The sequence below is a fragment of the Rhodococcus sp. HNM0569 genome (assembly GCF_012726205.1).
In the GTDB taxonomy this organism is placed as follows: Bacteria; Actinomycetota; Actinomycetes; order Mycobacteriales; family Mycobacteriaceae; genus Rhodococcus_F.
In genome coordinates, this window is record NZ_JAASAE010000003.1 from 422,963 (window position 1) to 446,995 (window position 24,033).

A 24,033-nucleotide genomic window follows, 5' to 3' on the forward strand; every position below is an offset into this window, starting at 1 on the left:
TCCCCGATGACTTCCGAGTTGATAGCTTTCGAGTTGACCGACACTTGGCGCGACTGGCTGGTGCAGAGGCCCATCCAGATCGCGATCTACGTCGCTCTCGCGGTGGTGCTGCGGTTCGCACTGCACAAGCTGATCGACCGCGCCACGCGCCCCCGCGACCCGTCGCAGAAGCCGACGATGCTGCGCCCGCTCACCGAGCGGATGCCGCGCGGCGCGAAGGACGCGGCGATGAGCGAGCGGCGTGCGCAGCGCGCCCGCACGATCGGGTCGGTGCTCAAGTCGACCGTGTCGATCGTGATCCTCGTGTGGGTCGTGCTGCAGATCCTGAGCGTGCTCGGCGTCAACGTCGCACCGTTCATCGCGTCGGCGGGCATCATCGGTGTCGCTCTCGGTTTCGGTGCGCAGAACCTCGTGCGGGACTTCCTGTCGGGCATCTTCATGCTGCTCGAGGACCAGTACGGGGTGGGTGACGTCGTCGACCTCGGCGAGGCGGTGGGCACCGTCGAGACCGTGGGCCTGCGGGTCACCACCATTCGCGACATCAACGGCACCCTCTGGTACTGCCGCAACGGCGAGATCCTGCGGGTGGGCAACATGAGTCAGGGCTACGCGGTCGCCGTCGTCGACCTGCCGATCGCACATTCGGCCAATGTCCACCACGCGTGCGAGGTCGCGCTGCGTGCGGTCCTCGACGCCGCCGAGAACGACAAGGTCGCGCCCGACGTCCTCGAGGCCCCCGAACTGCTCGGCGTCAACTCGGTGACGGCCCAGTCGGTCACCATCCGCGTCACCGCCAAGACGAAGCCGGGCAAGCAGTGGGCCGTGCAGCGCGATCTCACGCGTGCCGCGCTCACCGCATTCGAACGCGACGACGTCGACGAACCGTTCGTCAACCTGTTCACCGCGAACCGTCAGTCGGTCTGAGCGGCGGCGGCCACGGGTCGCCGTAGCACGCTCGCTGCCAGCGCGACCGCGGCCAGCACGATGACGAGCCCGCCGTAAAGGCGGGTGGTGTCGGTCACTCCGATGCGGGTCACGAGATAACCCGCGCCGAACGCCGGGACGCTGTTCGCGAGGTAGGCGACGACGTACACGCTCGCGAGCAGGCCCGCGCGTTCACTCGGTCCGGCCGTGGGCATCACCGTGCGGATCGTGCCCTGGAAGCCCGCGCCGAAGCCGGCGCCGGCCACCACGGTGCCGGCGAGCACGAGCAGAGCGGACGATTCCTCGGCACCGACGAGCGTGACGGCGACGCCTGCGACGAGTGCGCCCGAGCCGACCGCGAGGACTGTCTGCGCGGGGGAGTTGCGCAGCACGAACACGGTGACGGCGCCGGTGCCCGTGAGGAGCGCGACCATGATCGCGCCGACGAGCGAGGAATGCACGTCGAGGGCGTTGTGCGCGAGGGTGGGCCCCAGCGAGAGGTAGAACCCGCCCAGCGCCCAGACCGCGACGAGGCACGGCGCCGTGAGCAGCATCGGGGTGCGCGACGACGCGGGTACGGCAAGCGAGGGGCGCAGCGTGGCCAGCGCGCCCGGACGCCGCGTGACGGTCTCGGGAAGGGCCGCGACCACGGCGGTTTCCGCGACGAACAGCACGAGGAGCAACAGGTAGACCGTCGTCGTCGGGCGCGGGAGGTGTTCGCTGACGAGGCTCGACGCGAGTGCTCCGAGGGCGAGACCCGCTCCGGGCGCCATGCTGTTGACGACTGCTCCGCGACCGGGTCGGCGTTCGAGGTCGATGAGCAGTGATCCGAGCGCGCTGATCGCGGCACCGGTCGCGAAACCCTGGACGACGCGGGCGACGAGTAGCAGCCCCACGCCGTCCGCGGCCGCGAACACCACCATCGACGCGGCCTCGACCGCGAGCGCGACGAACAGCACCGGGCGCCTGCCGACGTGGTCGGACAGCGAGCCGACCGTGAGCAGTGCGGCGAGCAGGCTCAGCGCGTAGATGCCGAACACCGTGGTGGACTGGAGCGACGAGAATCCCCAGTCGCGTTCGTACACCTCGTAGATCGGCGTCGGCGCGGCCGACGCGCCGAGCAGGCTCGCGACGACGACCGCGACGAACGCGAACGCCGGGCCACGCGCGAGGCGTCGGGTGGGCGGTTCGGAGATCGTGGGTGTTGCCGTCGACATCGAGTACCTCCCGCCGGCGACGCGTGCGGGCGCCGCTATTACTTACTGCAAAATCTTTGCGTTAGCGAACGCTACGCGCGGCGGCGCGGTTAACGCAAACATTTTGCATTTAGCGAGGTTCTTCCAGGTAAACTCTGGGCATGAGTCCAGTGCCTGGTCCCCGTCCGGGTGGACGGAGCGCCCGTATTCAGCAGGCCGTGCACGAGTCGACGCGCCGGTTGCTGCGCGAACGCGCACGTGCCGAGATCACGGTGCCCATGATCGCCGCCGACGCCGGAGTCACCCCGTCGACCATCTATCGCCGCTGGGGCGACCTCAACGAGGTGTTCGCCGACGTGTTCCTCGAACGACTGCGCCCCGACGCGTCGCCTGCCCGCACCGGCTGTGTGCGAGGCGACCTCGTGCAGTGGGCGAGCGAGTACCTCGAGGAGACGGCGAGTCCGGCCGGTCGCGACGCGCTTCGCTCGATCGTCGTGAGCAACAACGAGTCTCCCGGTGGATCGCACCGGAACGTGTGCGCGGGATTCTGCCGGAGCCAGATCGAGGCGATCGTCGACCGCGCCCCCGTCGCGCTGGGCGGTCCGACGGTCGACCGCGTGATCGATCGTGTCATCGCGCCGATCGTGTACCGCGTCCTGTTCGATCTCCCGCCGCTGGATCTACCGGACGTCCCGGCCCTCGTGGACGCGGCGTTCGACACCGATGCAGATCGCGAGGCCGCGGACACCGAGTACGAGGTCACCGAGCGCGAGATCAGTTCCGCACCCGGTACCTGAGCACGGCGAACTGTCCTACTTTGCGTGCGGAGGTCAGATCCAGCCGGCTCGGCGGCACGCGCCGCGGCAGCAGAGGTGCTCCACCGTGCACCGCAGCGGGCGCGACCATCACCTCGATCTCGTCGAGCGCGCCGATGTCGAGGAACTGGCCGGCCAGGTCGCCGCCGCCGACGATCCAGATGTCGCCGTCGCCCGCCGCGTCCCGGATCGCGGTGAGCGCGCGGTACGCGGTGCCGCGCACGAATCGCACGTCCGCGCCGTCCGGTACGGGCAACTCGCGCGTGGTGAACACGAACATCGGCCGCGCCCCGTACGCCGCGTGCCAGCGGGCTGGTTCGTCGACGAAATGCTCGTGGGCCAGCACCCACTCGTAGGTGGTCGAGCCCGAGACGAGCACCGACATCTGCGCGAGCACCTCGGCAGGGTCGGGCCCGTCGCCGCCCGGCACGGCGAACAGCCAGTCCAGCGAGTCGCGCTCGTCGGCGAGGAAGCCGTTGAGCGTGGCCGCGGTGCTGTACACGATGCGTCCCATACGGTCGACTGTACGACCGGTGCCGGGAGCGTTCGCGCGGTTCGGGTCTACTTCTGCAACTCGCGGGCGAGTACGTCGAGCACGCTCGCGTCCTCGATCGTCGACGGTACGGTGTATTCCTCGTGGTCGGCGATCTGTCGCATCGTCTTGCGCAGGATCTTGCCCGAGCGTGTCTTCGGCAGGGCCTGCACGACCGTGACGTCGCGGAATGTCGCGACCGCACCGATCTGATCGCGGACCATCGCGACGAGTTCGTCGCGCAGCCTGTCGTCGTCGATGTCGGCGCCGCGCTCGAGCACGACGTACCCCGTCGGCCGCTGCCCCTTGAGTTCGTCGCGCACACCGACGACGGCGCACTCGGCCACCGCGGGATGCGACGCGACGACGGCCTCCATGCTGCCTGTCGAAAGTCGGTGTCCGGCAACGTTGATGACGTCGTCGCTGCGGCCGAGGACGAACACGTAGCCGTCGTCGTCGACGTAACCGGAGTCGCCGGACAGGTAGTAGCCGTCGAAGGTCGACAGGTACGAGCGCACGAAACGGTCCGGGTCGTTCCACAGTCCGACGAGCGTTCCGGGAGGCAACGGCAGCCGCAGCACGATATTGCCCTCGGTGTTCGCCGGTAGGGGAGCGCCTGCGGCATCGAGGATCTCGACACGATAACCCGGCACGGGAACGGACGGTGATCCGGACTTGAGCGGCATCGGTTCGAGCCCACGGAGATTGGCGCAGATCGCCCAGCCGGTCTCGGTCTGCCACCAGTGGTCGACGACCGGCCGGTCCAGTACCGAGGAGGCCCACGCGTAGGTGTCCGGGTCGAGTCGTTCGCCCGCGCTGAACAGGGTCTGAAGGCTCGAGATGTCGTGCGAGCGCAGCTCGTCGGCGGCCGGATCGGCGCGGCGGATGGCGCGGATGGCGGTGGGTGCGGTGAAAAGCGCCTTGACGCCGTACTGGGCGATGACCCGCCAGAACGCACCCGCGTCGGGGGTTCCGACCGGTTTGCCCTCGTACAACACCGTCGTGGCGCCTGCGAACAGCGGGCCGTAGACGATGTACGAGTGGCCGACCACCCAGCCGACGTCGGACGCCGTCCACCAGACGTCGCCCGGCGAGATGTCGTAGATGTTGGCCATCGACCACGTGACCGCGACGGCATGGCCGCCGTTGTCGCGCACCACGCCCTTGGGCTTGCCGGTGGTGCCCGACGTGTACAGGATGTACAGCGGATCGGTTGCCGCCACCGAAACAGGTTCGGCCGGTGCGGCTTCCGTGACCAGCTGATCCCAGTCGAGCCACGCGGCGATCGAATCCCGCGGCGTCGACGCCGTGATCTCCCGGCGGTGCTTGACGACGACCGTGTGCGGCGGGCGTTTCGCCATCGCGAGCGCGCGCTCGACCAGCGGCACGTACTCGACGGTGCGGCCCGGTTCGAGCCCGCCGCTCGCCGTGACGAGTGCGACGGGCGCCGCGTCGTCGATGCGGGCGGCGAGTTCCTTGGCGGCGAAACCGCCGAACACCACCGAGTGCACCGCACCGATGCGCGCGCACGCGAGCATCGCGATCACCGCTTCGGGGATCATCGGCATGTAGACCACGACGCGATCGCCCGCCACGACACCGAGTTCACGCAGCGCGCCCGCGAAGCGCGCGACCTCGTCGAGCAGTTCCCGGTAGGTGTACGAGCGCTGGGTGCCGGTCATCGCCGAGTCGTAGATCAGCGCGGTGCGCTCGCCGTTGCCCGCGCGCACATGCCGGTCGAGCGCGTTGACCGACGTGTTGAGCGTGCCGTCGGGGAACCACCGGTAGGCCGGCGCACCGGATGCGTCGAGTGCGCGGGTGGGCGCGGTGTCCCAGTCGACGCCGCGCGCGGCGTCGAGCCAGAACTGCTCGGGGTCGTCGATGCTGCGCGCATAGACCTCGGCGTACGACGGGGCGGGGACGTTCATGACCGGACCTCTTCCTGCGGGTGTGGCTCAGGGCACAATAGGTCATTCGGGTGACGCGAGGGCGCGACGTGCAGATTCGCGCGGCGAAAGGCGTGGTCGGCTCGGCGAGCGGACGACGCTCTACCGGTCACGTCGACAATGTGCAAAGGTGAGCCTCCCCTAACTCAGTCCGGGAGGATGTCATGCGCGGTGGACGTGCGGCTCTGGTCGTCGTGCTCGGAATCGTGGTGTTGTTGGTCGCCGGGTGCGGCTCGGGCGGCGACGGCGCCTCCGACGCCGATGTCGGCCGCGCGACGACCGTCTCGCACAAGTTCGGCACCACGACGATCGAGGGCACTCCCCAACGCGTCGTCGCCGCCAGCAGTCAATGGGTGGACGCACTGCTGGAGCTGGGAATCCAACCCGTCGCGTATCTTTCGGCAGGCGACAGCGGAGACGACCGCGGGCTCTATCCGTGGGAGCAGGGAATGAGTACGGACGCCGTCGAGCTGGACCGGGCCGCGATGCGCAGCGCGGGCGCCGCGCTGCCTGCCGAACAGATCGCGGCGCTCGAGCCGGATCTGATTCTCGGTGCATGGCAGATCGCGGACCAGTCGATGTTCGACCGACTCGCCGCGCTCGCCCCGACGATCGGCCCGCTGGGCGACGCCCAAGTCGATTCGTGGCAGGACCAGTTGACCGTGCTCGGAAGGGTTTTCGGCGTCGAAGACCGTGCGGCGCAGATCGTGCAGGAGTCGAACGACGCCGTGTCCTCCCTGGCGTCGCGGCTGCCCGGTCTCCACGGCAGGACCGCGGTGCTCGCGCAGTTCCTCGTCGACGCGCAGCAGATCGTCGTGGTCGCCGATCCCGACGACGGCGCGTCTGCCGTGTTCGAGAGCCTCGGCCTCTCGCTGCCTGCGCCGCTCGTCGCCGAAGCAGGCGCGACCGGCGGACGGCTGACCCTCAGCCCCGAGCGCGTCGACGCACTCGACGCCGACCTTCTCGTGATGCTGCCGAACGGCGGAACCGAAGCCGACCTCCTGGCGTTACCGGGTTTCGCGCAGCTGCCGTCCGTCGAACAGGGCGGCCTCGCCGTCGTCGACTATCCGACGGTGGTCGGGTTCAACACGCCGTCGAGCTCGTCGATCGCCTACTCGCTCGAACGCATCACTCCGCAGCTCGAGAAGCTCGGCGCCGCGTGAGATGCGGTCGTGTCGGTGGCGCGCGTTAGCGTCCGCGCCGAGGCGGTCAGGGGGACCGCCGGACGAGGGGGAGATCATGAACACGGAAGTCGTCGACGCAGACATCGCACGCTTCGCATCGCTCGGTGTCGACCTGCCCGACCGGCACGACGTGCTGGCGCAGTCGGCCCGTTTCGACCGTGCTCGGTGGATCGCGGCATTGCCGGATCCGCGGATGTGGCCGGCCGAGCTCACCGACGCGGCGCGCGACGGCCGATGGCACGTCGTCGACCGCGCGACCGTCTTCGACGTCGGCGCCCGGGTCACGCGCGAGCCGAGCGAGTTCGGCGCGGTCCAGCTGTACGTCGCGGCGGCAGTGTGGGGTACGGGCACGTCGGCGCGCGACGTCCCGCGTCGTATGCGTCCGCTCGTGCAGGACGGCGTCGTGGGCAAGTTGGGCGTCGCTCTCGACGTGCTGGAGGCCGACGGTCCGGTCGCGGCGTACGAGGCCCTCAGCCGGGGCGGAGCCGCGCACGTGCCCTATCTCGGCGCACCGTTCTTCACCAAGATGCTCTACTTCGCGTCCGCTTCCGGAGGCGGCGCGCTCGTCCTCGACCGCAATGTCGTTCAGACGCTCGCGCACGCCGGGGTGGTCGAATGGAATGTCGAGCGCGCCTGGACGGCGGAGCAGTACGCCACCTATCTCGACCTCGTGCGCGGGTGGGCGGCGCACCACGGCACCACGGGTGACGTCGTCGAGTGCGTGTTGTCGGCGGTCGGTCGGGAACTGTTCCGCATCAGGAACAGGGCGGCGGCGTAGCCGGTCGGCACGTCACGGGATGTCGCGGACGTCGTCGACGCGGTGGTCGAATTCCGTCGCGTCCTCGGCGTACCGCGCGTCGCCGTGTTCGAGCGGCCGGTACACGAACACGGTGCGCATGCCGTGCTCGCGTGCGGCACGCAGGTCGTACGGGTGCGAGGCCACCATCACTGCTCTGGACGGGTCGTCGATGCCGAGGAAGCGCAGCGCGCGCTCGTACACCCGTGCCTCGGGTTTGAATGCGCCGAACGCCTCCGCGGTCAGGACCGCGTCCCAGTCGATCCCGAGCCGTTTGGACATGCCGATCACGGTCGCCATGTCGGTGTTGGACAGGGGCGCGACGAGTGCCGACTGCCGGAGCGTACGGATGCCCTCCACAGTGTCCGGCCACGGGAGCAGTCTCCGCCAAGCATCGGCGAGTTCCCGTGCCCGGGTGTCGTCGATCTCGACGCCGAACTCTGCGGCGACGGCAGGCAGGGCGTCGGCGTAGACGTCCTGTACGCGGGTCCATCGGTTCACCGACTGGTCGAGTGCCGCGACCCGCGTGAAGTATTCGGTGCGCCACCGCCGCGCGATGCGCGCAGGCAGGTCCGTCGGTGCCTCCGGCAGGTGTGCCGACAAGGCCGCCGTCACCGGTGTGTGGAAGTCGAGAAGCGTGCCCTGCACGTCGAACAGGTATGCGTCGTACCGTGCCACGCCGCTACCGGACCCCGAGGGTGCGGTAGCGGCGGGTGCGTGCCGCGATGCGGTCGTGGTGGGTGACGGCGGCGAGATCGCGCAGGCTCCAGGCGATCGCGCCGCCCACACGCTTGCTGAAATCGACGGGTTCGTCTGCCGCGTCGGGGTGTTCGGGCACGACGGCGTCGACGATTCCGTCGCGCAGCAGGTCCGCTGCCCGGATGCCCTGGGCGGCGGCCATCTGCGGTGCGTGTGCGGTGTCCCGGTGCACGATCGCGCTCGCTCCCTCCGGGGGAAGCGGTGCGAGCCAGCCGTTCTGGGCGCACAGCACGCGGTCGGCCGGCAGAAAGGCCAGCGCACCGCCGCCCGTTCCCTGACCGAGCAGGATCGACACCGTCGGGGTGTCGAGGGTGACCAGATCCGAGATGCACCGTGCGATCTCGGGTGCCAGGCCCTCTTCCTCGGCCTCGCGGGACAGCGAAGCGCCGAGCGTGTCGATCACCAGCACGAGGGGCAGGCTGAGGTCTTCGGCGAGGCGCATGCCGCGTCGCGCGTCGCGTAGAGCGCCGGGACCCATCGTGTTCACGGGAGACTGCCCGCTGCGATCCTGGCCGAGGAGTACACACGGCATGCCGCCGAAGCGCGCGAGCGACAACAGCACCGTGCGCGGCGCGCCCACCTGCCCGGTCCCGCTGAGCGGCACCTGCTCGGTGGCGGCGTGCCGGAGCAGCTGGCGGATGCCGGGCCGATCGGACCGCCGCGACAACAGCACCGACTGCCACGCGGGGGCGTCGGGGAGGTCGCGGGTGACCGTCGCGTCTGCCGTTGCCGAGCCCGGCCGCTGCCGAGGCGGGTCGACGAGTACCCGCAGTGTGCGGTCGACCAGCAGCCGGAGGCGCGAGGGCGCGACCACGCCGTCGATCACGCCGTGGTGGTACAGGTTCTCCGCCGTTTGCACACCCTCGGGAAACTTCTCGTGGTAGAGCGACTCGTACACTCGGGGGCCCAGAAAGCCCACGAGCGCACCGGGTTCGGCTACGGTGACGTGCCCGAGTGAGCCCCACGACGCGAACACGCCACCCGTGGTGGGGCCGCGCAGATACACGAGATAGGGCAGCCGCTCCGCTTTGTGGGCGGCGATCGCAGCCGAGATCTCCACCATCTGTACGAACGCGAGGGTGCCCTCCTGCATGCGGGTGCCCCCGGACACGGGGGACGCGAGCAGTGGAAGCCGTTGCGCGGTGGCCTGTTCGACGGCCCGGGTGATGCGCTCGGCGGCGGCCACGCCGATCGACCCGGCGAGGAAGGTGAACTCGCACGCGATGACGGCGACTCGCCGTCCGCGCACCGTGCCCGTTCCGGTCAGTACCGACTCGTCCACCCCCGAACGCTCGCGCGCGCGACGCAGATCGTCCCGATACTGCTCGTTCGGTCGCGGATCGAGCGGCGCCTCGTCCCACGACGTGAACGAGTCCTGGTCGAGCACCAGGTCGAGCACGTCGCGGGCCGACGGACGGCTCGCCGAGCCGCGCGGGCTCATGCGTCCCACTTCCGGCGTGCGCTCATGAGAGTCACCCTAGCTGTCCTTCCCCGGCGCGTCGCGAAGGTCGACGCACCGGTCACGCCCGCGAACCGGCGCCCAGAGCCTCGCGCCACGACACGACCTTGCCGATCCGCAGGATCGAGCGTTGGTAGATGCGCGCGGCCACCCAACTGAGCGCGATCGTGACCGCGAGCATCAGGACGATGGTGCCCACGATCTGCGCGGGGCTCGCGACGCCCGCCGCGATACGCAGCGGCATCATGATCGCGGAGAACGGTGGAATCCAGCTGAGCACGTTGCTGAGGGTGCCGTCCGGGTTGTCCACGGCGGTGAACGCGCTGAAGAACATCGCGAGGATCACGATCATGAGCGGCATCGCCGTCGAGTTGACGTCCTCCTGCCGCGACACCATCGACCCTGCCGCGGCGTAGAGCACCGCGAAGAACGCGAAGCCGAGCACGAACCAGCCGATCGTGGACGCGAAGACGCTCACCGCGGTGCCGGTGATGGTGAGCACGCCCGTCGCGAGGGCAGCACCGACGCCCGCGATGCCGTACATCACCAGCTGCATCAGGCCGACAAGGCCGATGCCGATCACCTTGCCCCACAACAACTGCAGCGGACGCACCGTCGACAGCAGGAGTTCGACGACGCGGCTCGACTTCTCCTCGACGACACCCATCGCGACGTACATGCCGAATCCGAGGATCTGCATGTACAACACGACCACGACGGCGATCGACAATGCGACGCGCTGCCCCTGTTCGGGATCGGGTGGATCGAGAACGTCGGACCGGATCGAGACCGAGTCGATCGCGGCGGCCACGGTGGCCGGATCGACGCCTTCCGCTGCCAGCGCCTGATTTTGGGCCTGCTGTCGGACGGCCGCGTCGACCACCATCGACAGATCGGAGCCGAGGGAATCCTGCGACATGACGGTGACGTCGCCGTCGGGGGCCACGAGGACCGCGGCATCGACATCACCCGATTCGACGGCTCCTCGCGCGGCCGCGCCGTCGGCAGGTGCCGACACCTCGACGGGTACCCCGAGCGCGTCGCCGGTCGCCGCGAGTACCTGGGTGAGTGCGGGGGCGCCGACGACTCCTACGCGCTGCGCCTCGTTGTCGTCGCCGCCGGAGAAGATCGACGTCGCGACGATGCCGCCGACTATCGCCAGCAGCACCAGCACATTGCTGATCACGAAGCTCTTCTTGGCTACCTGGGTCTGGAATTCGCGGCGTGCGACGAGGCCGATCGCGCGAGTGTTGCTCAGCGGCGCGCTCATCCGGACACCACCTCTCGGAACAGCTCGGCGAGCGACGGACGTGCCACCGAAAACTCGTGGACAGGGCCGGTCTTCAGCGCGGCGTGCAGCACGTCCTGGTCGTCCGCGCCCGCGCCGAGGGCGAGTTCGGTGACGTCGCCGTCGTGCGCGAGTGTCGTGACTCCGTGCAGGTGCTGCGCCCAGCCGGGTTGTGCGTCGGGTGCGACGACCCGGAGACGTGCGTCGCCGCCCGAACGCAGGTCGTCGACGGTGCCGAGCGCGCGCATGCGGCCCTTCGCGATGATCCCGACGCGGTCGCACAGTCGCTGCACGAGTTCGAGCTGGTGGCTCGAGAAGATGACCGGAACCCCGGTGCGGGCCTTCTCGAGCAGCACGTCGCTCATGACGTCGACGGCGACGGGATCGAGGCCGGAGAACGGCTCGTCGAGTACGAGCACCGCAGGGTCGTGGACGAGTGCCGCCGCGAGCTGCACGCGTTGCTGGTTGCCGAGCGACAGCGAGTCGACGGTGTCGCCGAGGCGTTCGGCGATGCCGAGCCGTTCGGTCCACCGTGCCACCGCGGTACGGGCATCCGACGCGGACAGGCCGTGTAACTGGGCGAGGTACGAAAGCTGTTTGCCTACTTTCATCTTCGGATACAGGCCGCGCTCCTCGGGCATGTAACCGATCGTGCGGCGCACGTCGAGATCGACGGCACGGTCGCCGAGCCGCACCTCGCCGGAGTCGGCGGCGAGCACGCCGAGCACGATCCGCATCGTCGTGGTCTTGCCCGCGCCGTTCGAGCCGACGAAGCCGAACACTTCGCCGGGGCGGACGTCGAAACTCATGTCGTCGAGCGCGACGACGTCGCCGTAGCGTTTGGATATTCGGTCGATCGTGAGAGTCTGTGTCATGGGCAGATTCCTTGCGCTCGAAAAGCGGGTGGTCGAACTGGGATCGGATGGGGTGTCGGCTGTCAGTCCTCCGGTTCGCTGTCGGGCTCGCTCCACGCGAGCAGCATCGCGGGCAGGCATCCGCCCGCGAGTAGCGCCGCCACGAACCACACCCCGCACGCATATGCGAGGTCGCGGTCGACGTCGGCCGTCGACGATGCGTAGATCAGGATTGCCGTGGGAATCATGCCGACGACCTGGGTGACGGTGAGGCCGACCGAGCGGGCGCTGTTGCGGCGCGCGATCTCCCACTCGTCGAGCGCGTCGCGCGGCGCGTCGCCTTGGCGGCTCGACACGATCTGCAGTGCGGTCCACGCGGCGAAGAACACCGCGGTGATCGGCAGCAGCGGCAACGCCCACATGCGGTCGGCCGCGACCACGAGTACGCCGCACAGCGCGAACAGGGCGATGGACACAGCGACCACCCCGGTGAGCAGTCTGCGCCGCCCGCGGGTCCGCCACGACGGCAGCATGTTTCGGGTGCGTTCGTGGTTCTTCAGGAACCGGCGGGTGCGGAACTGCTGGTAGCGGGTGATCAGGTTGTCGTCACTCATCGCGAGATCCTCCTTCGCGAGTGCGGTCGCGATAGAGCTCGGCCGACAGCGGCGGGAACTCGGTGCGGGAGAACACGGCCTCGACCGGGAGGTCGAAGACGGCGCAGATGCGGAACGCGAGGTCGAGGCTCGGGTAATGGTCGCCCCGTTCGAGTGCCCCCACGGTCTGCGGGTTGATCTCGACGCGTTCGGCGAGTTGTGCCCGGCTCATCCCGCGCTCGGCGCGCAATACGCCGATGCGGTTGAAGATGGGGAGTGACACCCCCCGTCGGACCGGACTCATGCAACAAAGTGTTGTAAAAACACAACGATCTGTCAAGGTTTATCGACAGGCGGTAGGTCGATGGCTGCCACGCACCGCCCGCCACGGTGCTTCTGGTACTCGGGGAGGGTTTTCTAGATGGACTGCCGGTAGCCGAAGAACTCGTGGTCGTTGTTGTAGCCGCCTTCGCCGCCGCCGACGTCCTTGAAGTCGTCGACGAATTCGATGCCCTTGATCCACTTGACGAGTTTGAAGCCGAGCTGAATTTCGTTGCGCAGGCGCAACGGTGCGCCGTGTCCGTAGGGCAGCGTCTCGTCGTTCATGTCGTACGCCAGCATGGTCAGGTGGTAGCTCATCTGCTCGATGGGCTGTGCGTCGTAGTAGATGCCGCCGTCCGGCCCTTCGGCGAACGAGTAGAAGATCACCCACTTCGCCGCAGAGGTCGGTCTGACCAGATCGACGATGGTCTGCATGGACACACCGCCCCATTTGGCGACACCGGACCAGCCCTGGATGCAGAAGTGCTGGGTGATCTGCTCGTGGTACGGCAGCCGGCGCAGCTGCTCGAGGTCCAGTTCCACGGGGTTCTCGACCAGACCGGAGACCTGGAGCCGGTAGTCGGCGAAGTTGCTCTCGTACAGGGCCTTGTACTCGGGTGTCTCCGGATACTTGCCGTTGTGCCACATGTAGGGCGAGATGTCTTTTTCGGTGTACTCCCCGGGTCGGGAATCGAGATGCTCGAACAGTCGCTGCACGGGGCCGACAAGGGCGTAGCCGACGCGTTGGACGACGCGCGGATGCCGATAAGTGAAGGGGGTGGCGGCGACCCAGAGGAGGACCATCACGACCACGGACGCGGCAAAGATCCAGAAGCCGTTCCAGCTGTCGGCGTCGTCGGTGTTCGTGTACATCATGTCGAAGTTGTGGAGTGCGTCGGTTGTCACGACCAGCGTCACGTGCATCACGATGAACAGGAGGAACCAGAGCAGCACCAGGAAATGCAGAGAACGCGCGAACTGAATACCGAATATGCGGCTGATCCACCTGAATTTGGTCGACAGAGCAGGAGACATGCCAAGCCCGGTGAGGAAGGACAGCGGGGCTGCAATGAAGACGGTGACGAAGTAGGCCAGCATCTGCAGGCTGTTGTAGGCGACCCAGGCGTTGTCGGTCGGCCAATCCAGGGAAAGGTACTGGATCAGTACCGAGACGGCGCTGGGAAAGACGTCCCAGCTGGTGGGGACCAGGCGCTGCCAGTGGCCGGTGGCGAAAACCAGGATGTAGAAGATGATTCCGTTGAGTAGCCACAGCGTGTTGATCCCGAGATGCCACCATCTCGCCAGGCCGATCGAATGGCGACGGCCGGGCAGACCGATGCCGTCGGGCAGGGTGATCGAATCCTGTTTGGCCGTCCAGAGTGGGTCACTGGGCACCGGCTTCTGCACCCGGAACCAGTCCTTGCCGGGGGTGGAGTGCCGGGTCCAGTAGAAGCGGGGATGGTCGGCGATGATCGTGACCCCGGAGCGGATGATCGGAATCATCAGCAGCATGTTGAAGAAGTGCTGCCAGCCCAGCCAGGCCGGGAATCCGGCGTGGTCCTCGGCACCTTGCGGAGTAATGGTGCCCGGATGGTCCTCCATGAATTGGGTCACCGCCGGAACATCACGCAGACCCTTGGCCACCGCGACGGAGATGATCAGTAACACGAATCCGATCGGGAGCAGCCAGAGAAGATTGAACCACTTGCTGCGGCCGATCCGTATCCGTGGCGCCACCCCGTACTGTGCCGGTACCGATCCCGCCCACGAATCGTCGACGGCGTCGTAGTGCCGCTTGTCCAGCTCGCGCCGAAAATCGGCCGAGGCGTTCGGGGTGATCCTCGCGCCCGGCGCAGGCAGATCGTCGCGAGTAGGACCGCTACCTGTTGCCATGGCGCTGCTCCTTCGGGACCTTCAGTCACCGCGGTGTGCTCCGGCGTGTCGGTCCTCCGGCGAAACGTGCTCCACGCGGGCGACACTGCCGAAGGGAGAACGCACATGATCGTAATCCGCGGCGCAGGGCACCGTGCTGCGAACCGCTGGACTGGGGTTACCGACGACCATGCCGGCTCAATGCGGGAGGCGTACGACGCCGGCTCTGTCAGCGCCCGGCGACGGCCGCGGCTCCCTCTTCGTCGGCGGTTCGATTCGCCTCGACGCCCTCGTACGGGTTGTCGGCGTTCGCCTCGTACGCCGCACGCACCTCGGGTGCCCGGTCGGCGCGCGTCGCGAAGCGGGTGTGGTTGAACACCAGATTGAGCACGAAGGCGCTGACCGCGGTGAGCACCACCCCGTCGGACACGATCGTGAGCGACCAGTCGGGCATGTTGTGGAACATTCCTGGCATGAACTTCGGCAGCAGGCCGAGGCCCACGGCGACTGCCACGATCGTCGCGTTGACGCCGTCGTGCAGGTGCGCGCGGCGCAGAGCCTGCACGCCGACGACGGCGATCGTCGCGAACAGCACGAGTGAGACGCCGCCGATGATCGGCGCGGGCAGTGCGGCCACCGCCGCGCCCATCTTCGGCACGAGGCTCAGCGCCACGAGGACGATGCCCGCCAGTGCCGTGACATAGCGGCTGTGTACGCGCGTCGTGCGCACCGCCCCGACGTTCTGGTTGAACACCGTGTCGGCGAAGCCGTTCATGATGCCACCGAGCACACCGGAGAGACCGTCCGCGGCAAGGCCGCGCGCGATGTCGCCGCGCGTGACCTTCTTGCCGGTGATCTCCGCGAGCGCCATCATGCTCGACAGCGATTCCGCGAAGATCACCATCATCACGATGCCGCACGAGACGACGCCCGCGATCGGGAACTGTGGGGCCCCGAAGTGGAACGGCGTGACGATCCCGAACCACTGCTCGTCGCCGACCGCTCCGAAGTCGAGGAGCCCGAACGGAATCGCGACCACGAAGCCGACGACGAGTGCGACGAGAATCGCGGCCTGCGCCCAGAACCCTCGGGCGACGCACAGGAATCCGATCGCGACGACCATGACGAGGCCCGCGAGTGCGAGGTTCGTCAAGTCTCCGTAGTTCGGCCCGTCGGGGTCCTGTCCGACGATCGATCCGCCTGCGACGCCGATCAGCGAGATCCCGATGACGACGAGCACCGACCCGGTGACCAATGGCGGAAAGTACTTGACCACCTTGGCGAACGGCCACGCCATGACGAGGCCGATCACGCCGCCCGCGATCATCGAGCCGTACACGGCCTGCATGCCGTACTCCTGACCGATCAGGATCAGCGGCGTCATCTGCACGAACGTCGCACCCGCGATCACGGGCAGGCGCACACCGAGAATTCGTCCGACGCCGATGCTCTGGATGACCGTGACGATGCCGGCGACGAGGAGGTCGGCGTTGACGAGCATGCCGATCGTCTGCCGGTCGAGGCCGAGGGCGGCGCCGAATGCGAGTGGTACCGCCACGCAGCCCGCATACATGATGAGCACGTGCTGCAGACCGAATGCGGCCATACGCGGCCACGGCAGCATGTGATCGACCGAGTTCGTGGCGGTGGGGGAGGTGCTCATTGCGGCGCTCCTTCGGAACGGAGGGCGCGAACGAGCGTCTGCTGTTCGTCCGCCTCGGCGTACCGTGCGGACGACGGCCGAGGTCCGGCTCCGTCGTGGCGGCCCAGGTCATGCACTTCGACCGATTCGACAGTGCGGAACTGCGCGACGAATTCGTCGGTGTGTTCGAGGAATGCGTCCCGCGCGATCGTCGATGCGAGCCGGGCGAGGCCGGCGCCGATGCCCGAGAGCTGGTGGCCCGCAACGCCCATGCTTGCGCGTGCACCCACCGAGAGGTGGAACAGCCGGGAGATCCACGGCGCCGCGTCGGGGTCTTTCGCGGTGAACTCGAATCCGCCGCCCAGATACGGGCACGGTCCGATGGAGGTGCCGCGTGACGGCGCGTACCGGTCCTCCCACAGTGCGATGTGGTCGATGAATGCGGCGAGTTCGGGGCGCAGCCGGAGGTCGGTGACATACCCCGTGGCGGCGACGAGGAAGTCGACCTCGTGCTCACCGTCGGGCGTGGTGACCGTCAGCCGGGGCTTGTCGTCGCCGGTCACCGCGATCGACTCGAGCGAGGAGCCCAGTGCGAGCGTGAAGTTGTCGAAGTCGCGGCACCGCCACACGCCGTACTGCGTCGGCGGCTGCGGCAGACCGCCGCTGTAGCAGGAGAACTCGAACTTCTGGTGGTCGCTCCAGTCGGCGTAGTGGTGCTGGAAGCCGACGAACTCCATCCAGCGCAGCGGGTTGTGCGTCGGTATCTCGTCGCGTCGCGCAAAGAGCGTCACGTGATCGGCGCCGGCCTCGAGAGCACACGCGGCGTTGTCCCAGCCGCTCGCGCCCGCACCGAGGACGCCGACCGATTTTCCTTCGAGCGCAGCGAAATCGATGTCGTCCGCACTGTGCGCCCACAGCGAACGAGGTAGCGACGCGACGGCCGGCGGTACCGACGGGCCGCCCGCGCCGTCGAGGCCGGGGGCGAACACGACGCGTCGTGCGGTGACGGTGTCGTGCTCGCCCCCGTGCTCGAGGACGATCCGGAACGGGCCGTCCGGTTCGGTGGGCTCGTGCACGGCGACGACGTCGGTGTCGCAGCGCACCGGCAGTTCGAGCACCTCGCGGTACCAGTCGAGATAGTCGGCCCAGTCGAGGCGGGGGACATAGGTGATCGACTCCCACGCGTCGGCGCCGTACCTGGCCTCGAACCACGCCCGCACCGACAGCGACGGCACGTCGAGTTCGATGCCGGGCATCCACTTCGGGCTGCGCAAGGTGTGCATCCGCGCGTACGAGCGCCACGGCCCCGCCGTGCCGCGCGGATTGCGATCGACTACGAGGACTCTCGGAATACGTTGGCGCGTCAGGGCGAAAGCCGCCGCCAGGCCGGCGTGCCCGCCGCCGACGACGAGGACCTCGTAGTCGGTGCCCTCGGTGTGCGGCACCCACCAACGGGGCGGCGGGGCACTCAGTTCCAGGTCGCGGTGGACGCGGGCGGTCAGGGCGGCGACCCCGTTCTCGGCGCTGGTCATGGGTCCTCCGGGAGGCGTGCGGGGCATGAGGTGAAATCTGTCGAGAACTGTCTACAGACGACAAACTACAAAGACGTGAATTCGTATTTCTGGCCGGTTAACCACGCGCAAAGGCGGTTACGGTGACGTCATGATCGTGCAAGAGAGCCTGGTGAGCCTCGCCGTGTCCAGTATCGAACAGATGATCGTCGCCGGGACTTTGGCCCCCGGGCAACGCATCACGGAACCGCGGCTCGCCGACGAGCTCGGCATCAGTCGTCCGCCGCTGCGGGAAGCGCTGCGCGTACTCGCGAGTCACGGACTGGTCGAGCAAACTCCGCGGCGCGGCTATCGTGTCGTCGAACTCACCGAGGACGATCTCGACGAGATCTTCTCGTTCCGGCACGTGCTCGAAGCCTATGCGTGCGAATTGCTCGTCACGGACTTCGATTCCGCGCGGCTGGCACCGCTGATCGCGGCACGCGAGGGCATGCGTGCCGCCGCCGAGCGGGCAGACGCGAGTGCCTTCGCGCACGCCAACCGCAGCTTCCATCTCGCGCTCGTGCAGAGCACCGGACACCGCAGGCTCACGATCGCCTACGAACGGCTACTGCGACAGATGCAGGTGAGCATGGCAGGCGACATCCACGGCGAAGCCGAAGCGGTCGGCGACCTGGACGCCGCGTTCGCACGCCACGACGCCCTGCTCGAGGCGCTCGCGACCGGCGATCGTGCACTCGTGCGTCGCGCACACGCGCACCACGGGCGGCGCCCGTACGTGCCCGACGCGGGCGACGCCGACGAGCTCACCGCGTGAACGCGCACAGGGCACAATCGGCGCGTATGAGCACTCGTTCCGGTCTGGACGCGTTCAACACCGACCCCGGGCTACGCGCTGCCCTCGTGGAGTTGTCCGGCTCGCCCGAGTGGGCGGATGCTCTCGTCGCGCGGCGGCCGTTCGCGTCCGAGCAGGCATTGTTCGCCGCCGCCGCCGACGTCCTCGCAGCGCAACCGGACGGCGAAGTCCGTGTGGCGGTCGAGGCGCATCCGCGCATCGGCGGCCGCCCGGCCGCGGGGTCGTCGTCGGAGCGTGAGCAATCCGCCGCGGCGCATGCGCAGGTCGACACGGCGCGTCGTCTCGTCGAGCTCAACGATGCCTACGAGAAGCGGTTCGGGCACGTATGCCTGATCCGCGCGGACGGGTTGTCCGCCGAGCAGGTCGTCGATGCGATGTCCGCACGCCTCGCGAACGACCCGGACACCGAGTGGCGCCTGGTACGCGAACACCTGGGCGCGATCAACGCGTTACGCCTGCGGCGACTGCTGGACGAGCACAAGTGAGGGTTGGCTTCCTCGTATCGGTGATCGGGATGGTGGCAGACTTGGCCGCGTAGCAGTGTCGCAGTCCTGGCAGGAAAGGTCGGAACAGCCGTGACGTACACCATCGCAGAACCGTGTGTCGATGTCCTGGACAAGGCGTGCATCGAAGAGTGCCCGGTCGACTGCATCTACGAGGGTGGCCGGATGCTCTACATCCATCCCGACGAGTGCGTCGACTGCGGTGCGTGCGAGCCCGTGTGCCCCGTCGAAGCCATCTTCTACGAGGACGACGTGCCCGACCAGTGGGTCGAGTACACCAAGGCGAATGCCGACTTCTTCGACGACCTCGGTTCGCCGGGCGGCGCGGCGAAGGTCGGCAAGGTCGACTACGACCCGCCGTTCGTGAAGGCCCTGCCCCCGATGGGCGAGGGCGAATAGCTTGTGAGCACTTGACGAGTCCCTGTACGCCGGTTTCGCGCACAGGGACTCGCCGTTCGATCAGCGCCCCAGCAGGCGGGCGTAGCGCGTCCCTGCCGCGAGCAACAGCAGCCCCGCACCGAGGAACGCGAGGACGCGGAACATGCCGTCCAGCGTCGCGAGGTCGAACAGGAACAGTTTGACCAGCGCGACCGCGGCGAGGCTCAATCCGGCACCGAGCGCGAGCCTCGTCGCCCGTGGATGCGTCGCCGCCCACCACAACAGCACGGTGGCGAGCACCACCCACACGAGCGTCGCGACGCAGTGGCCCGCGGTGAATCCGACGCCCGTGCCGAAAAGGGCGACTCCTGCCGTCACGATCGAGGATGTCACCGCATACAGGGCCACGAGTCCGCCTGCGATCCACGCGCTGTCGACAGTGCGCTCGTCGAGCACACCCAGCGTGGCGGCGCGCCGAACCAGCAGCACCGCGAGGCCTGCGAGCGCGACGCCCGCCACGACCACCGCGACCGGGGCCGCCACGGTGTGCGCCGAGAGGAGATCGCGCGGCGGGGCGGAGTCGACGAACAGTAGCGCGCCGACCAGGCCGAACCCTGCGCCGGACGCGTACGCGATGCGCGAGTGCGCCCGGCCTGCTGCGGCGACGAGCGCGACGGCCACGGCGAGCAGGACGACCGCGAGCAGGTCGCCCGGTGTCGCGCTCACGCATGCTCGCAGGGTTGCGAGCGCGGCGACGGCCGACAGCATCGCGCGGGTGTGCCCGGGATGATCACGCACGACGCGAGCCACGACGAGGACGCCGACCGCCAGCGCACACTGCACAGTGACGTCGGTCCAGCGCGGCAGAGCGAATCCGGACAGCAGCAACGGCAGCGTCGACAACGCGAGCATCACCGTGTCGACGGTCGGATCCGACTCTCTGCGTGCGAGGAACACTGCCGATCCGACACCCACCACGGCCACCGCGACGGCCAGGCCGAGGACGAGCGCGGCGTCGCGGACGGCGACGTCGTGACCTGCGGCATTACCGAGGATCGCCGACAGTGCGAGCACGACCGGCAGCGTGCGTGCCACGTGCAGGTACGGCCATTCCCTGCGCAGCTGCGGAGCGAATGCCGCGACCTGGAGCAGCAGTAGGAACCCTGCCAGCGTGGCGGTGAGGCCGCCGGTCAGCACCGGCGACAGCACGGCGACGGCGGCGACGGTGAGCGCCGCCATCGGCTGCGAGTCCCAACGCACGGCGATGGTCATGCCGGCGGCAGCCACCGCTGCGGCGAGAACGAGACCGAGTGCAGACGGGAGCCAGTGGTAGTACGACGTCGCGGCGACGACGTCGAGAAATGCGCCCGCCAGACCCGTACCGACGAGAGCGACACCGCCGACGGTGCCGCCGTCACGCCGATGCACCCGAAGCCCGACACCGACCAGAGCCGCCGCGACGACCGCACCGGACGCAACCCGGGCCACCGGTCCGAAGAAGCCGGCCTGGGCAGCGAGGACGAGCAGCATGACGACGCCGATCAGGGTGACCGCCGCGCCCGCTGCGGCGAGCGCCCGGCTGATCGCGCCGTCGCGCTGCCACCACGGTGTACGACGCGGCGCCGGTGACCCGGCGGGGTACGGAGCCGGTCGCGCGGGATACGCGGGTGGCTGTGGATACGGGGGTGCCGGCGCCGTGAACACCGGTTGAGCAGGAGAACTCGGCGCGGCCGGAGCCTGGGGCACCGTGGCCTCGAGCTGCGTGCGAAGCCACGCCAGATCGTCGGCGACGGCGCGCATGTGCCGGTCGAGCGCGACGAACTCGCCGGACAGCCGAGCCACGACCTGCGGATCCACTTGACCAACACCGTCATTGTTCATGCCTTCAGCTTCGACGTCGCGGCATGGCCGGGCATGAGTAGTCCTACGCAATCGGCTCGGGGGTTTTCCTCGTCCCTCGTGAGTACTTCACGAGTCTCCGCACGCCGAAAACGCGCACAGCGGCTAGTCGAGCCCCTGCTCGATCGCATACCGCGTGAGTTCGACGCGGTTGGCCAACTGCAGCTTCCGTAGCGTCGCCTGGACGTGGTTCTCGACCGTGCGGTGGCTCAGCGACAGACGCGTCGCGATCTGCTTGGCACTCAACCCTTTCGCCACGAGTCGCAGCACCTCCGTCTCGCGGTCGGTGAGGCGGGGCGCGTTCGCAGGTTCGGCGCCGCTGCCCGCGATCCGCCGGTACTCGCCGAGCACCAGACCGGCGAGCCCAGGCGTGAACACGGCCTGTCCGGCCGCGGTCGCCCGCACCGCGTCGAGCAGTTCGGCGACGGACGCGCTCTTCACGAGATACCCGGTCGCCCCGGCTTTGACCGCCTCGAGTACGTCCTCGCGTTCCTCCGACGCCGACAGGACCAGCACGGTCGATGCGGGCGACACGGCGATCACCGCGGCGGTCGCCTCGGCACCGTTGCCGTCGGGAAGCTGCATGTCCATCAGGACGACCGCGGGGCGCGTCGCGGCTGCCCTGCGTTGCGCGGCGGCGACACCGTCGGCAGTCGCGACGACAGTGAACCCTGCTTCTTCCAGGTCGCGCGCCACCCCGTCACGCCACATCGGGTGGTCGTCGACCACCATGACGGTCAGCGACTGCTCGTCGTCGGTCACGCCGATCCCTTTCCCTGTTCGTGCTTGCCGACCCGGATTTCCCATTCGACGCCTTCGCCCGGCGCGGTGTCCAGCGTCGCGGTGCCTCCGAGCGCTTCGACGCGTCCGCGGATCGACCGGGAGACGCCGAGCCGTCCCTGGGCCTCGGCCTCCTCGAGCCGCCCCGGTTCGATCCCGATGCCGTCGTCGCGTATCGACACGACGACGGTGTCGTCGAGATCCTCGAGCAGAACGAACGCTTTCGCGCCGTGGCCGGCGTGCAGCGCGGTGTTCGCGAGTGCCGTGCGGACGACCGCCGCGATCTCGCCCGCCCGGTCGCGTGGCATCGACACCGGTACGCCCGGCGCCGACAGCGACACTCGCGTTCCCGTCTCCGCGCGCAGAATGGTGCGCAGGTCGGCGTCTTCTTCGTCGTCGACGGGCACCGACTGCTCGGAGATCAACTCGCGCAGCGCCACCTCCTGCTCGCCGGCGAGTCTCGCGAGTTCTGCCGTGGGGCCCCCTATCTCGTTGCCGCGGCGGCGCACGTACGCCAGCACCTGCAGCACGCCGTCATGCACCTCACGGCCGAGGCGTTCGCGTTCGGCGGTCGCCGCGGCGAGTCGGGTGGCCCGTTCGAGTTGGCGGTGCGAGCGGCGCGCGGTGTTCGCGGCGAGGCCGATCGCGAGGCCCACCGACACCAGGATCGGCGCGGTGGCGTCGCTGCCGAGGTCCAGATCCGATCTTCCGCGTACTGCCGCGCCGACCACCGAGATCAGCAATCCGGCGACGACGCCGCTCAGCGGGCCACGCAGGATCGCGGCCGACACGACCGCATTGGTCGCCCACAGCGTCGTCGGCAGAGTTTGATGACTCGTGTAGAAGGCCTCGTCGGCGACGAGCCTGGTCGCGGCCATCATCGCGACGACGACGACGAAGTCGGTGGCGACCGGCCACGCTCGTTCGCGCGCGGTGTCGCGGGACAATGCGATCGCGGCGGCACCCGACCACACCGTCATCGATGCGACGAGGACCCAGCTGAGCGTCGGCCGCGTGTAGGAGTCCACCGACACGATCTGATAGCCGATCGCGTAGACCACGGTCGCGAGGCGGAAAACCTGCGCGGCCCGCCAGATCGGCCGCACGGCGCGCGGGTCGCGGCGTCGCCCTCCCGTCGTCTCGCCCACTGTCACATCGCCCCCTGGTCGGTCACGGCGAAGCCTATGCGCCCCCGTGAGCACTTCGCGAGTCTCCGCACGCTTGTTTCACGCACGGCGCGGCAGCTCGCTCGATGGCCGGATCACGCGAGGGCGGCCCGGGTGGCGGCCTCCACCGTCCGAACCACGAATGCCCTTCGTGTCGACTCACGTTCGGCCCGGTCCGTGGCGAAGAGCCGGTCGACGGTCTGCATCGCGATCCAGCCGTCGACGAGCACGATCACGGTGATCAGCAGTTCTTCGGCGTCCTCCTCGGAGAGCCCGGGTACCGCGGCGCGCGCTGCCTCCACCATCGAGCGTGCGTGGATCCGTCGCGTCCGTTCCGCCACCGGCGAAGACAGTTCGAGGCCCTCCCAGAACATCAACCGGGCGAACGCCGGGTGGGCGCACTGGTAGTCGAAGCGCCTGCCTGCGTACTCGGCGACGGCGGCCGGTCCGTGGCCCGACAGTTCCACCGCGGCCAGGGTGGCGACGAGTTCGTGTTCGAGAACCGCGCTGAAGAAGGCTTCCTTCTTGCCGAAGTACTGGTAGATGCGCTCCTTGTTGACGCCGGCCTTCCCAGCGATGCGGTCGACGCGTGCGCCGGCGAGCCCGAATGCACTGAACTCGTCGGCCCCGGCGTCGAGCAGCAGCTTCTTCGTTCGTTCGGTGTCCCAGGCCACGCACGCAGCCTACCGTCGATCTCCAACCATCCAGTTGCAGATCGACGTGAGCGTCGCCTACGCTGCGATTCGCAACCGAACGGTT

General features: G+C 68.7%; 23 protein-coding genes. 7 read left to right on the forward strand and 16 right to left on the reverse strand.

What is annotated here, in order from left to right:
- Positions 1-6 precede the first annotated feature (6 nt).
- Positions 7-924 (forward strand): mechanosensitive ion channel family protein, encoded by a 918-nt coding sequence (locus HCA44_RS06625; RefSeq protein ID WP_169647716.1) that lies wholly within the window; start codon positions 7-9, stop codon positions 922-924.
- Here the strand turns inward: HCA44_RS06625 and HCA44_RS06630 are convergent.
- Positions 912-2,141 (reverse strand): MFS transporter, encoded by a 1,230-nt coding sequence (locus tag HCA44_RS06630; RefSeq protein ID WP_169647717.1) that lies wholly within the window; start codon positions 2,139-2,141, stop codon positions 912-914. The genes HCA44_RS06625 and HCA44_RS06630 overlap by 13 nt on opposite strands.
- Before the next feature lie 140 nt (positions 2,142-2,281).
- On the opposite strand from HCA44_RS06630, the gene HCA44_RS06635 reads away from it, so the two are divergent.
- Positions 2,282-2,917 (forward strand): TetR-like C-terminal domain-containing protein, encoded by a 636-nt coding sequence (locus tag HCA44_RS06635; RefSeq protein WP_169647718.1) that lies wholly within the window; start codon positions 2,282-2,284, stop codon positions 2,915-2,917.
- Here the strand turns inward: HCA44_RS06635 and HCA44_RS06640 are convergent.
- Together HCA44_RS06640 and HCA44_RS06645 are read right to left on the reverse strand one after the other, a co-directional pair.
- The gene (locus tag HCA44_RS06640) at positions 2,895-3,449 is read right to left on the reverse strand and encodes a dihydrofolate reductase family protein (RefSeq protein ID WP_169647719.1); all 555 of its coding nucleotides are present in this window, start codon (positions 3,447-3,449) and stop codon (positions 2,895-2,897) included. The genes HCA44_RS06635 and HCA44_RS06640 overlap by 23 nt on opposite strands.
- Before the next feature lie 47 nt (positions 3,450-3,496).
- Positions 3,497-5,395 carry a propionyl-CoA synthetase gene (locus HCA44_RS06645; protein ID WP_169647720.1) on the reverse strand — a complete coding sequence of 633 codons (1,899 nt, stop codon included), beginning with the start codon at positions 5,393-5,395 and terminating at the stop codon, positions 3,497-3,499.
- A 182-nt stretch (positions 5,396-5,577) separates the two neighbouring features.
- Here HCA44_RS06645 and HCA44_RS06650 point away from each other — a divergent pair, with 182 nt between their 5' ends.
- Both HCA44_RS06650 and HCA44_RS06655 read left to right on the forward strand, forming a co-directional pair.
- On the forward strand, positions 5,578-6,576 hold the full coding sequence (locus HCA44_RS06650) for an ABC transporter substrate-binding protein (protein ID WP_169647721.1): 999 nt from the start codon (positions 5,578-5,580) through the stop codon (positions 6,574-6,576).
- Positions 6,577-6,652: 76 nt separating this feature from the next.
- Entirely contained in the window at positions 6,653-7,375 is a 723-nt protein-coding gene (locus HCA44_RS06655; RefSeq protein ID WP_169647722.1) for a hypothetical protein, read from the forward strand.
- Between the two features lie 12 nt (positions 7,376-7,387).
- Here the strand turns inward: HCA44_RS06655 and HCA44_RS06660 are convergent, their stop codons facing one another.
- The 9 genes from HCA44_RS06660 to HCA44_RS06700 form a co-directional block, all read right to left on the reverse strand.
- The gene (locus HCA44_RS06660; protein WP_169647723.1) at positions 7,388-8,071 is read right to left on the reverse strand and encodes a haloacid dehalogenase type II; all 684 of its coding nucleotides are present in this window, start codon (positions 8,069-8,071) and stop codon (positions 7,388-7,390) included.
- A 4-nt stretch (positions 8,072-8,075) separates the two neighbouring features.
- The gene (locus tag HCA44_RS06665) at positions 8,076-9,593 is read right to left on the reverse strand and encodes a carboxyl transferase domain-containing protein (RefSeq protein WP_169647724.1); all 1,518 of its coding nucleotides are present in this window, start codon (positions 9,591-9,593) and stop codon (positions 8,076-8,078) included.
- Positions 9,594-9,672: 79 nt separating this feature from the next.
- Positions 9,673-10,881 carry an ABC transporter permease gene (locus HCA44_RS06670; protein ID WP_169647725.1) on the reverse strand — a complete coding sequence of 403 codons (1,209 nt, stop codon included), beginning with the start codon at positions 10,879-10,881 and terminating at the stop codon, positions 9,673-9,675.
- Positions 10,878-11,774 carry an ATP-binding cassette domain-containing protein gene (locus HCA44_RS06675; RefSeq protein WP_169647726.1) on the reverse strand — a complete coding sequence of 299 codons (897 nt, stop codon included), beginning with the start codon at positions 11,772-11,774 and terminating at the stop codon, positions 10,878-10,880. Before HCA44_RS06675 ends, HCA44_RS06670 begins: the two co-directional genes overlap by 4 nt.
- 62 nt (positions 11,775-11,836) lie before the next feature.
- Positions 11,837-12,367 (reverse strand): hypothetical protein, encoded by a 531-nt coding sequence (locus HCA44_RS06680; RefSeq protein ID WP_169647727.1) that lies wholly within the window; start codon positions 12,365-12,367, stop codon positions 11,837-11,839.
- Positions 12,360-12,650 carry a helix-turn-helix transcriptional regulator gene (locus HCA44_RS06685; RefSeq protein ID WP_169647728.1) on the reverse strand — a complete coding sequence of 97 codons (291 nt, stop codon included), beginning with the start codon at positions 12,648-12,650 and terminating at the stop codon, positions 12,360-12,362. The genes HCA44_RS06680 and HCA44_RS06685 overlap by 8 nt, the downstream gene beginning before the upstream one ends.
- Before the next feature lie 113 nt (positions 12,651-12,763).
- Entirely contained in the window at positions 12,764-14,560 is a 1,797-nt protein-coding gene (locus HCA44_RS06690) for a molybdopterin-dependent oxidoreductase (protein ID WP_169647729.1), read from the reverse strand.
- 208 nt (positions 14,561-14,768) lie between these two features.
- A complete protein-coding gene (locus HCA44_RS06695; RefSeq protein ID WP_169647730.1) occupies positions 14,769-16,202 on the reverse strand; it encodes a nucleobase:cation symporter-2 family protein in 1,434 nt (477 codons plus the stop codon).
- Positions 16,199-17,713 carry an NAD(P)/FAD-dependent oxidoreductase gene (locus HCA44_RS06700; RefSeq protein WP_169647731.1) on the reverse strand — a complete coding sequence of 505 codons (1,515 nt, stop codon included), beginning with the start codon at positions 17,711-17,713 and terminating at the stop codon, positions 16,199-16,201. The genes HCA44_RS06695 and HCA44_RS06700 overlap by 4 nt, the downstream gene beginning before the upstream one ends.
- Before the next feature lie 130 nt (positions 17,714-17,843).
- Here HCA44_RS06700 and HCA44_RS06705 point away from each other — a divergent pair, with 130 nt between their 5' ends.
- From HCA44_RS06705 to fdxA, 3 genes are all read left to right on the forward strand, one after another.
- Positions 17,844-18,509 carry a GntR family transcriptional regulator gene (locus HCA44_RS06705; protein ID WP_169647732.1) on the forward strand — a complete coding sequence of 222 codons (666 nt, stop codon included), beginning with the start codon at positions 17,844-17,846 and terminating at the stop codon, positions 18,507-18,509.
- A 26-nt stretch (positions 18,510-18,535) separates the two neighbouring features.
- Entirely contained in the window at positions 18,536-19,033 is a 498-nt protein-coding gene (gene uraD / locus HCA44_RS06710; protein WP_169647733.1) for a 2-oxo-4-hydroxy-4-carboxy-5-ureidoimidazoline decarboxylase, read from the forward strand.
- A 90-nt stretch (positions 19,034-19,123) separates the two neighbouring features.
- Positions 19,124-19,450: a ferredoxin gene (fdxA, locus tag HCA44_RS06715; protein WP_169647734.1), complete on the forward strand. Its 327-nt coding sequence runs from the start codon at positions 19,124-19,126 to the stop codon at positions 19,448-19,450.
- A gap of 60 nt (positions 19,451-19,510) precedes the next feature.
- On the opposite strand, the gene HCA44_RS06720 is transcribed toward fdxA, so the two are convergent.
- From HCA44_RS06720 to HCA44_RS06735, 4 genes are all read right to left on the reverse strand, one after another.
- On the reverse strand, positions 19,511-21,286 hold the full coding sequence (locus HCA44_RS06720) for a DUF2339 domain-containing protein (RefSeq protein WP_346764609.1): 1,776 nt from the start codon (positions 21,284-21,286) through the stop codon (positions 19,511-19,513).
- A 147-nt stretch (positions 21,287-21,433) separates the two neighbouring features.
- On the reverse strand, positions 21,434-22,096 hold the full coding sequence (locus HCA44_RS06725; RefSeq protein ID WP_346764617.1) for a response regulator transcription factor: 663 nt from the start codon (positions 22,094-22,096) through the stop codon (positions 21,434-21,436).
- Positions 22,087-23,262, reverse strand: coding sequence for a DUF5931 domain-containing protein (locus HCA44_RS06730; protein WP_346764610.1), 1,176 nt, complete (start codon positions 23,260-23,262; stop codon positions 22,087-22,089). The genes HCA44_RS06725 and HCA44_RS06730 overlap by 10 nt, the downstream gene beginning before the upstream one ends.
- Positions 23,263-23,369: 107 nt before the next feature.
- On the reverse strand, positions 23,370-23,948 hold the full coding sequence (locus tag HCA44_RS06735; protein ID WP_169647737.1) for a TetR family transcriptional regulator: 579 nt from the start codon (positions 23,946-23,948) through the stop codon (positions 23,370-23,372).
- Positions 23,949-24,033: the final 85 nt, after the last annotated feature.

Coding starts and splice junctions, on each gene's coding strand:
- HCA44_RS06645 (WP_169647720.1), bottom strand. CDS start 5,395: ATGAACGTCCCCGCCCCGTCGTACGCCGAGGTCTATGCGCGCAGCATC.
- HCA44_RS06630 (WP_169647717.1), bottom strand. CDS start 2,141: ATGTCGACGGCAACACCCACGATCTCCGAACCGCCCACCCGACGCCTC.
- HCA44_RS06665 (WP_169647724.1), bottom strand. CDS start 9,593: ATGAGCCCGCGCGGCTCGGCGAGCCGTCCGTCGGCCCGCGACGTGCTC.
- HCA44_RS06675 (WP_169647726.1), bottom strand. CDS start 11,774: ATGACACAGACTCTCACGATCGACCGAATATCCAAACGCTACGGCGAC.
- HCA44_RS06705 (WP_169647732.1), top strand. CDS start 17,844: ATGATCGTGCAAGAGAGCCTGGTGAGCCTCGCCGTGTCCAGTATCGAA.
- uraD (WP_169647733.1), top strand. CDS start 18,536: ATGAGCACTCGTTCCGGTCTGGACGCGTTCAACACCGACCCCGGGCTA.
- HCA44_RS06700 (WP_169647731.1), bottom strand. CDS start 17,713: ATGACCAGCGCCGAGAACGGGGTCGCCGCCCTGACCGCCCGCGTCCAC.
- HCA44_RS06685 (WP_169647728.1), bottom strand. CDS start 12,650: ATGAGTCCGGTCCGACGGGGGGTGTCACTCCCCATCTTCAACCGCATC.
- HCA44_RS06670 (WP_169647725.1), bottom strand. CDS start 10,881: ATGAGCGCGCCGCTGAGCAACACTCGCGCGATCGGCCTCGTCGCACGC.
- HCA44_RS06635 (WP_169647718.1), top strand. CDS start 2,282: ATGAGTCCAGTGCCTGGTCCCCGTCCGGGTGGACGGAGCGCCCGTATT.
- HCA44_RS06640 (WP_169647719.1), bottom strand. CDS start 3,449: ATGGGACGCATCGTGTACAGCACCGCGGCCACGCTCAACGGCTTCCTC.
- HCA44_RS06695 (WP_169647730.1), bottom strand. CDS start 16,202: ATGAGCACCTCCCCCACCGCCACGAACTCGGTCGATCACATGCTGCCG.
- HCA44_RS06625 (WP_169647716.1), top strand. CDS start 7: ATGACTTCCGAGTTGATAGCTTTCGAGTTGACCGACACTTGGCGCGAC.
- HCA44_RS06650 (WP_169647721.1), top strand. CDS start 5,578: ATGCGCGGTGGACGTGCGGCTCTGGTCGTCGTGCTCGGAATCGTGGTG.
- HCA44_RS06655 (WP_169647722.1), top strand. CDS start 6,653: ATGAACACGGAAGTCGTCGACGCAGACATCGCACGCTTCGCATCGCTC.
- HCA44_RS06690 (WP_169647729.1), bottom strand. CDS start 14,560: ATGGCAACAGGTAGCGGTCCTACTCGCGACGATCTGCCTGCGCCGGGC.
- HCA44_RS06680 (WP_169647727.1), bottom strand. CDS start 12,367: ATGAGTGACGACAACCTGATCACCCGCTACCAGCAGTTCCGCACCCGC.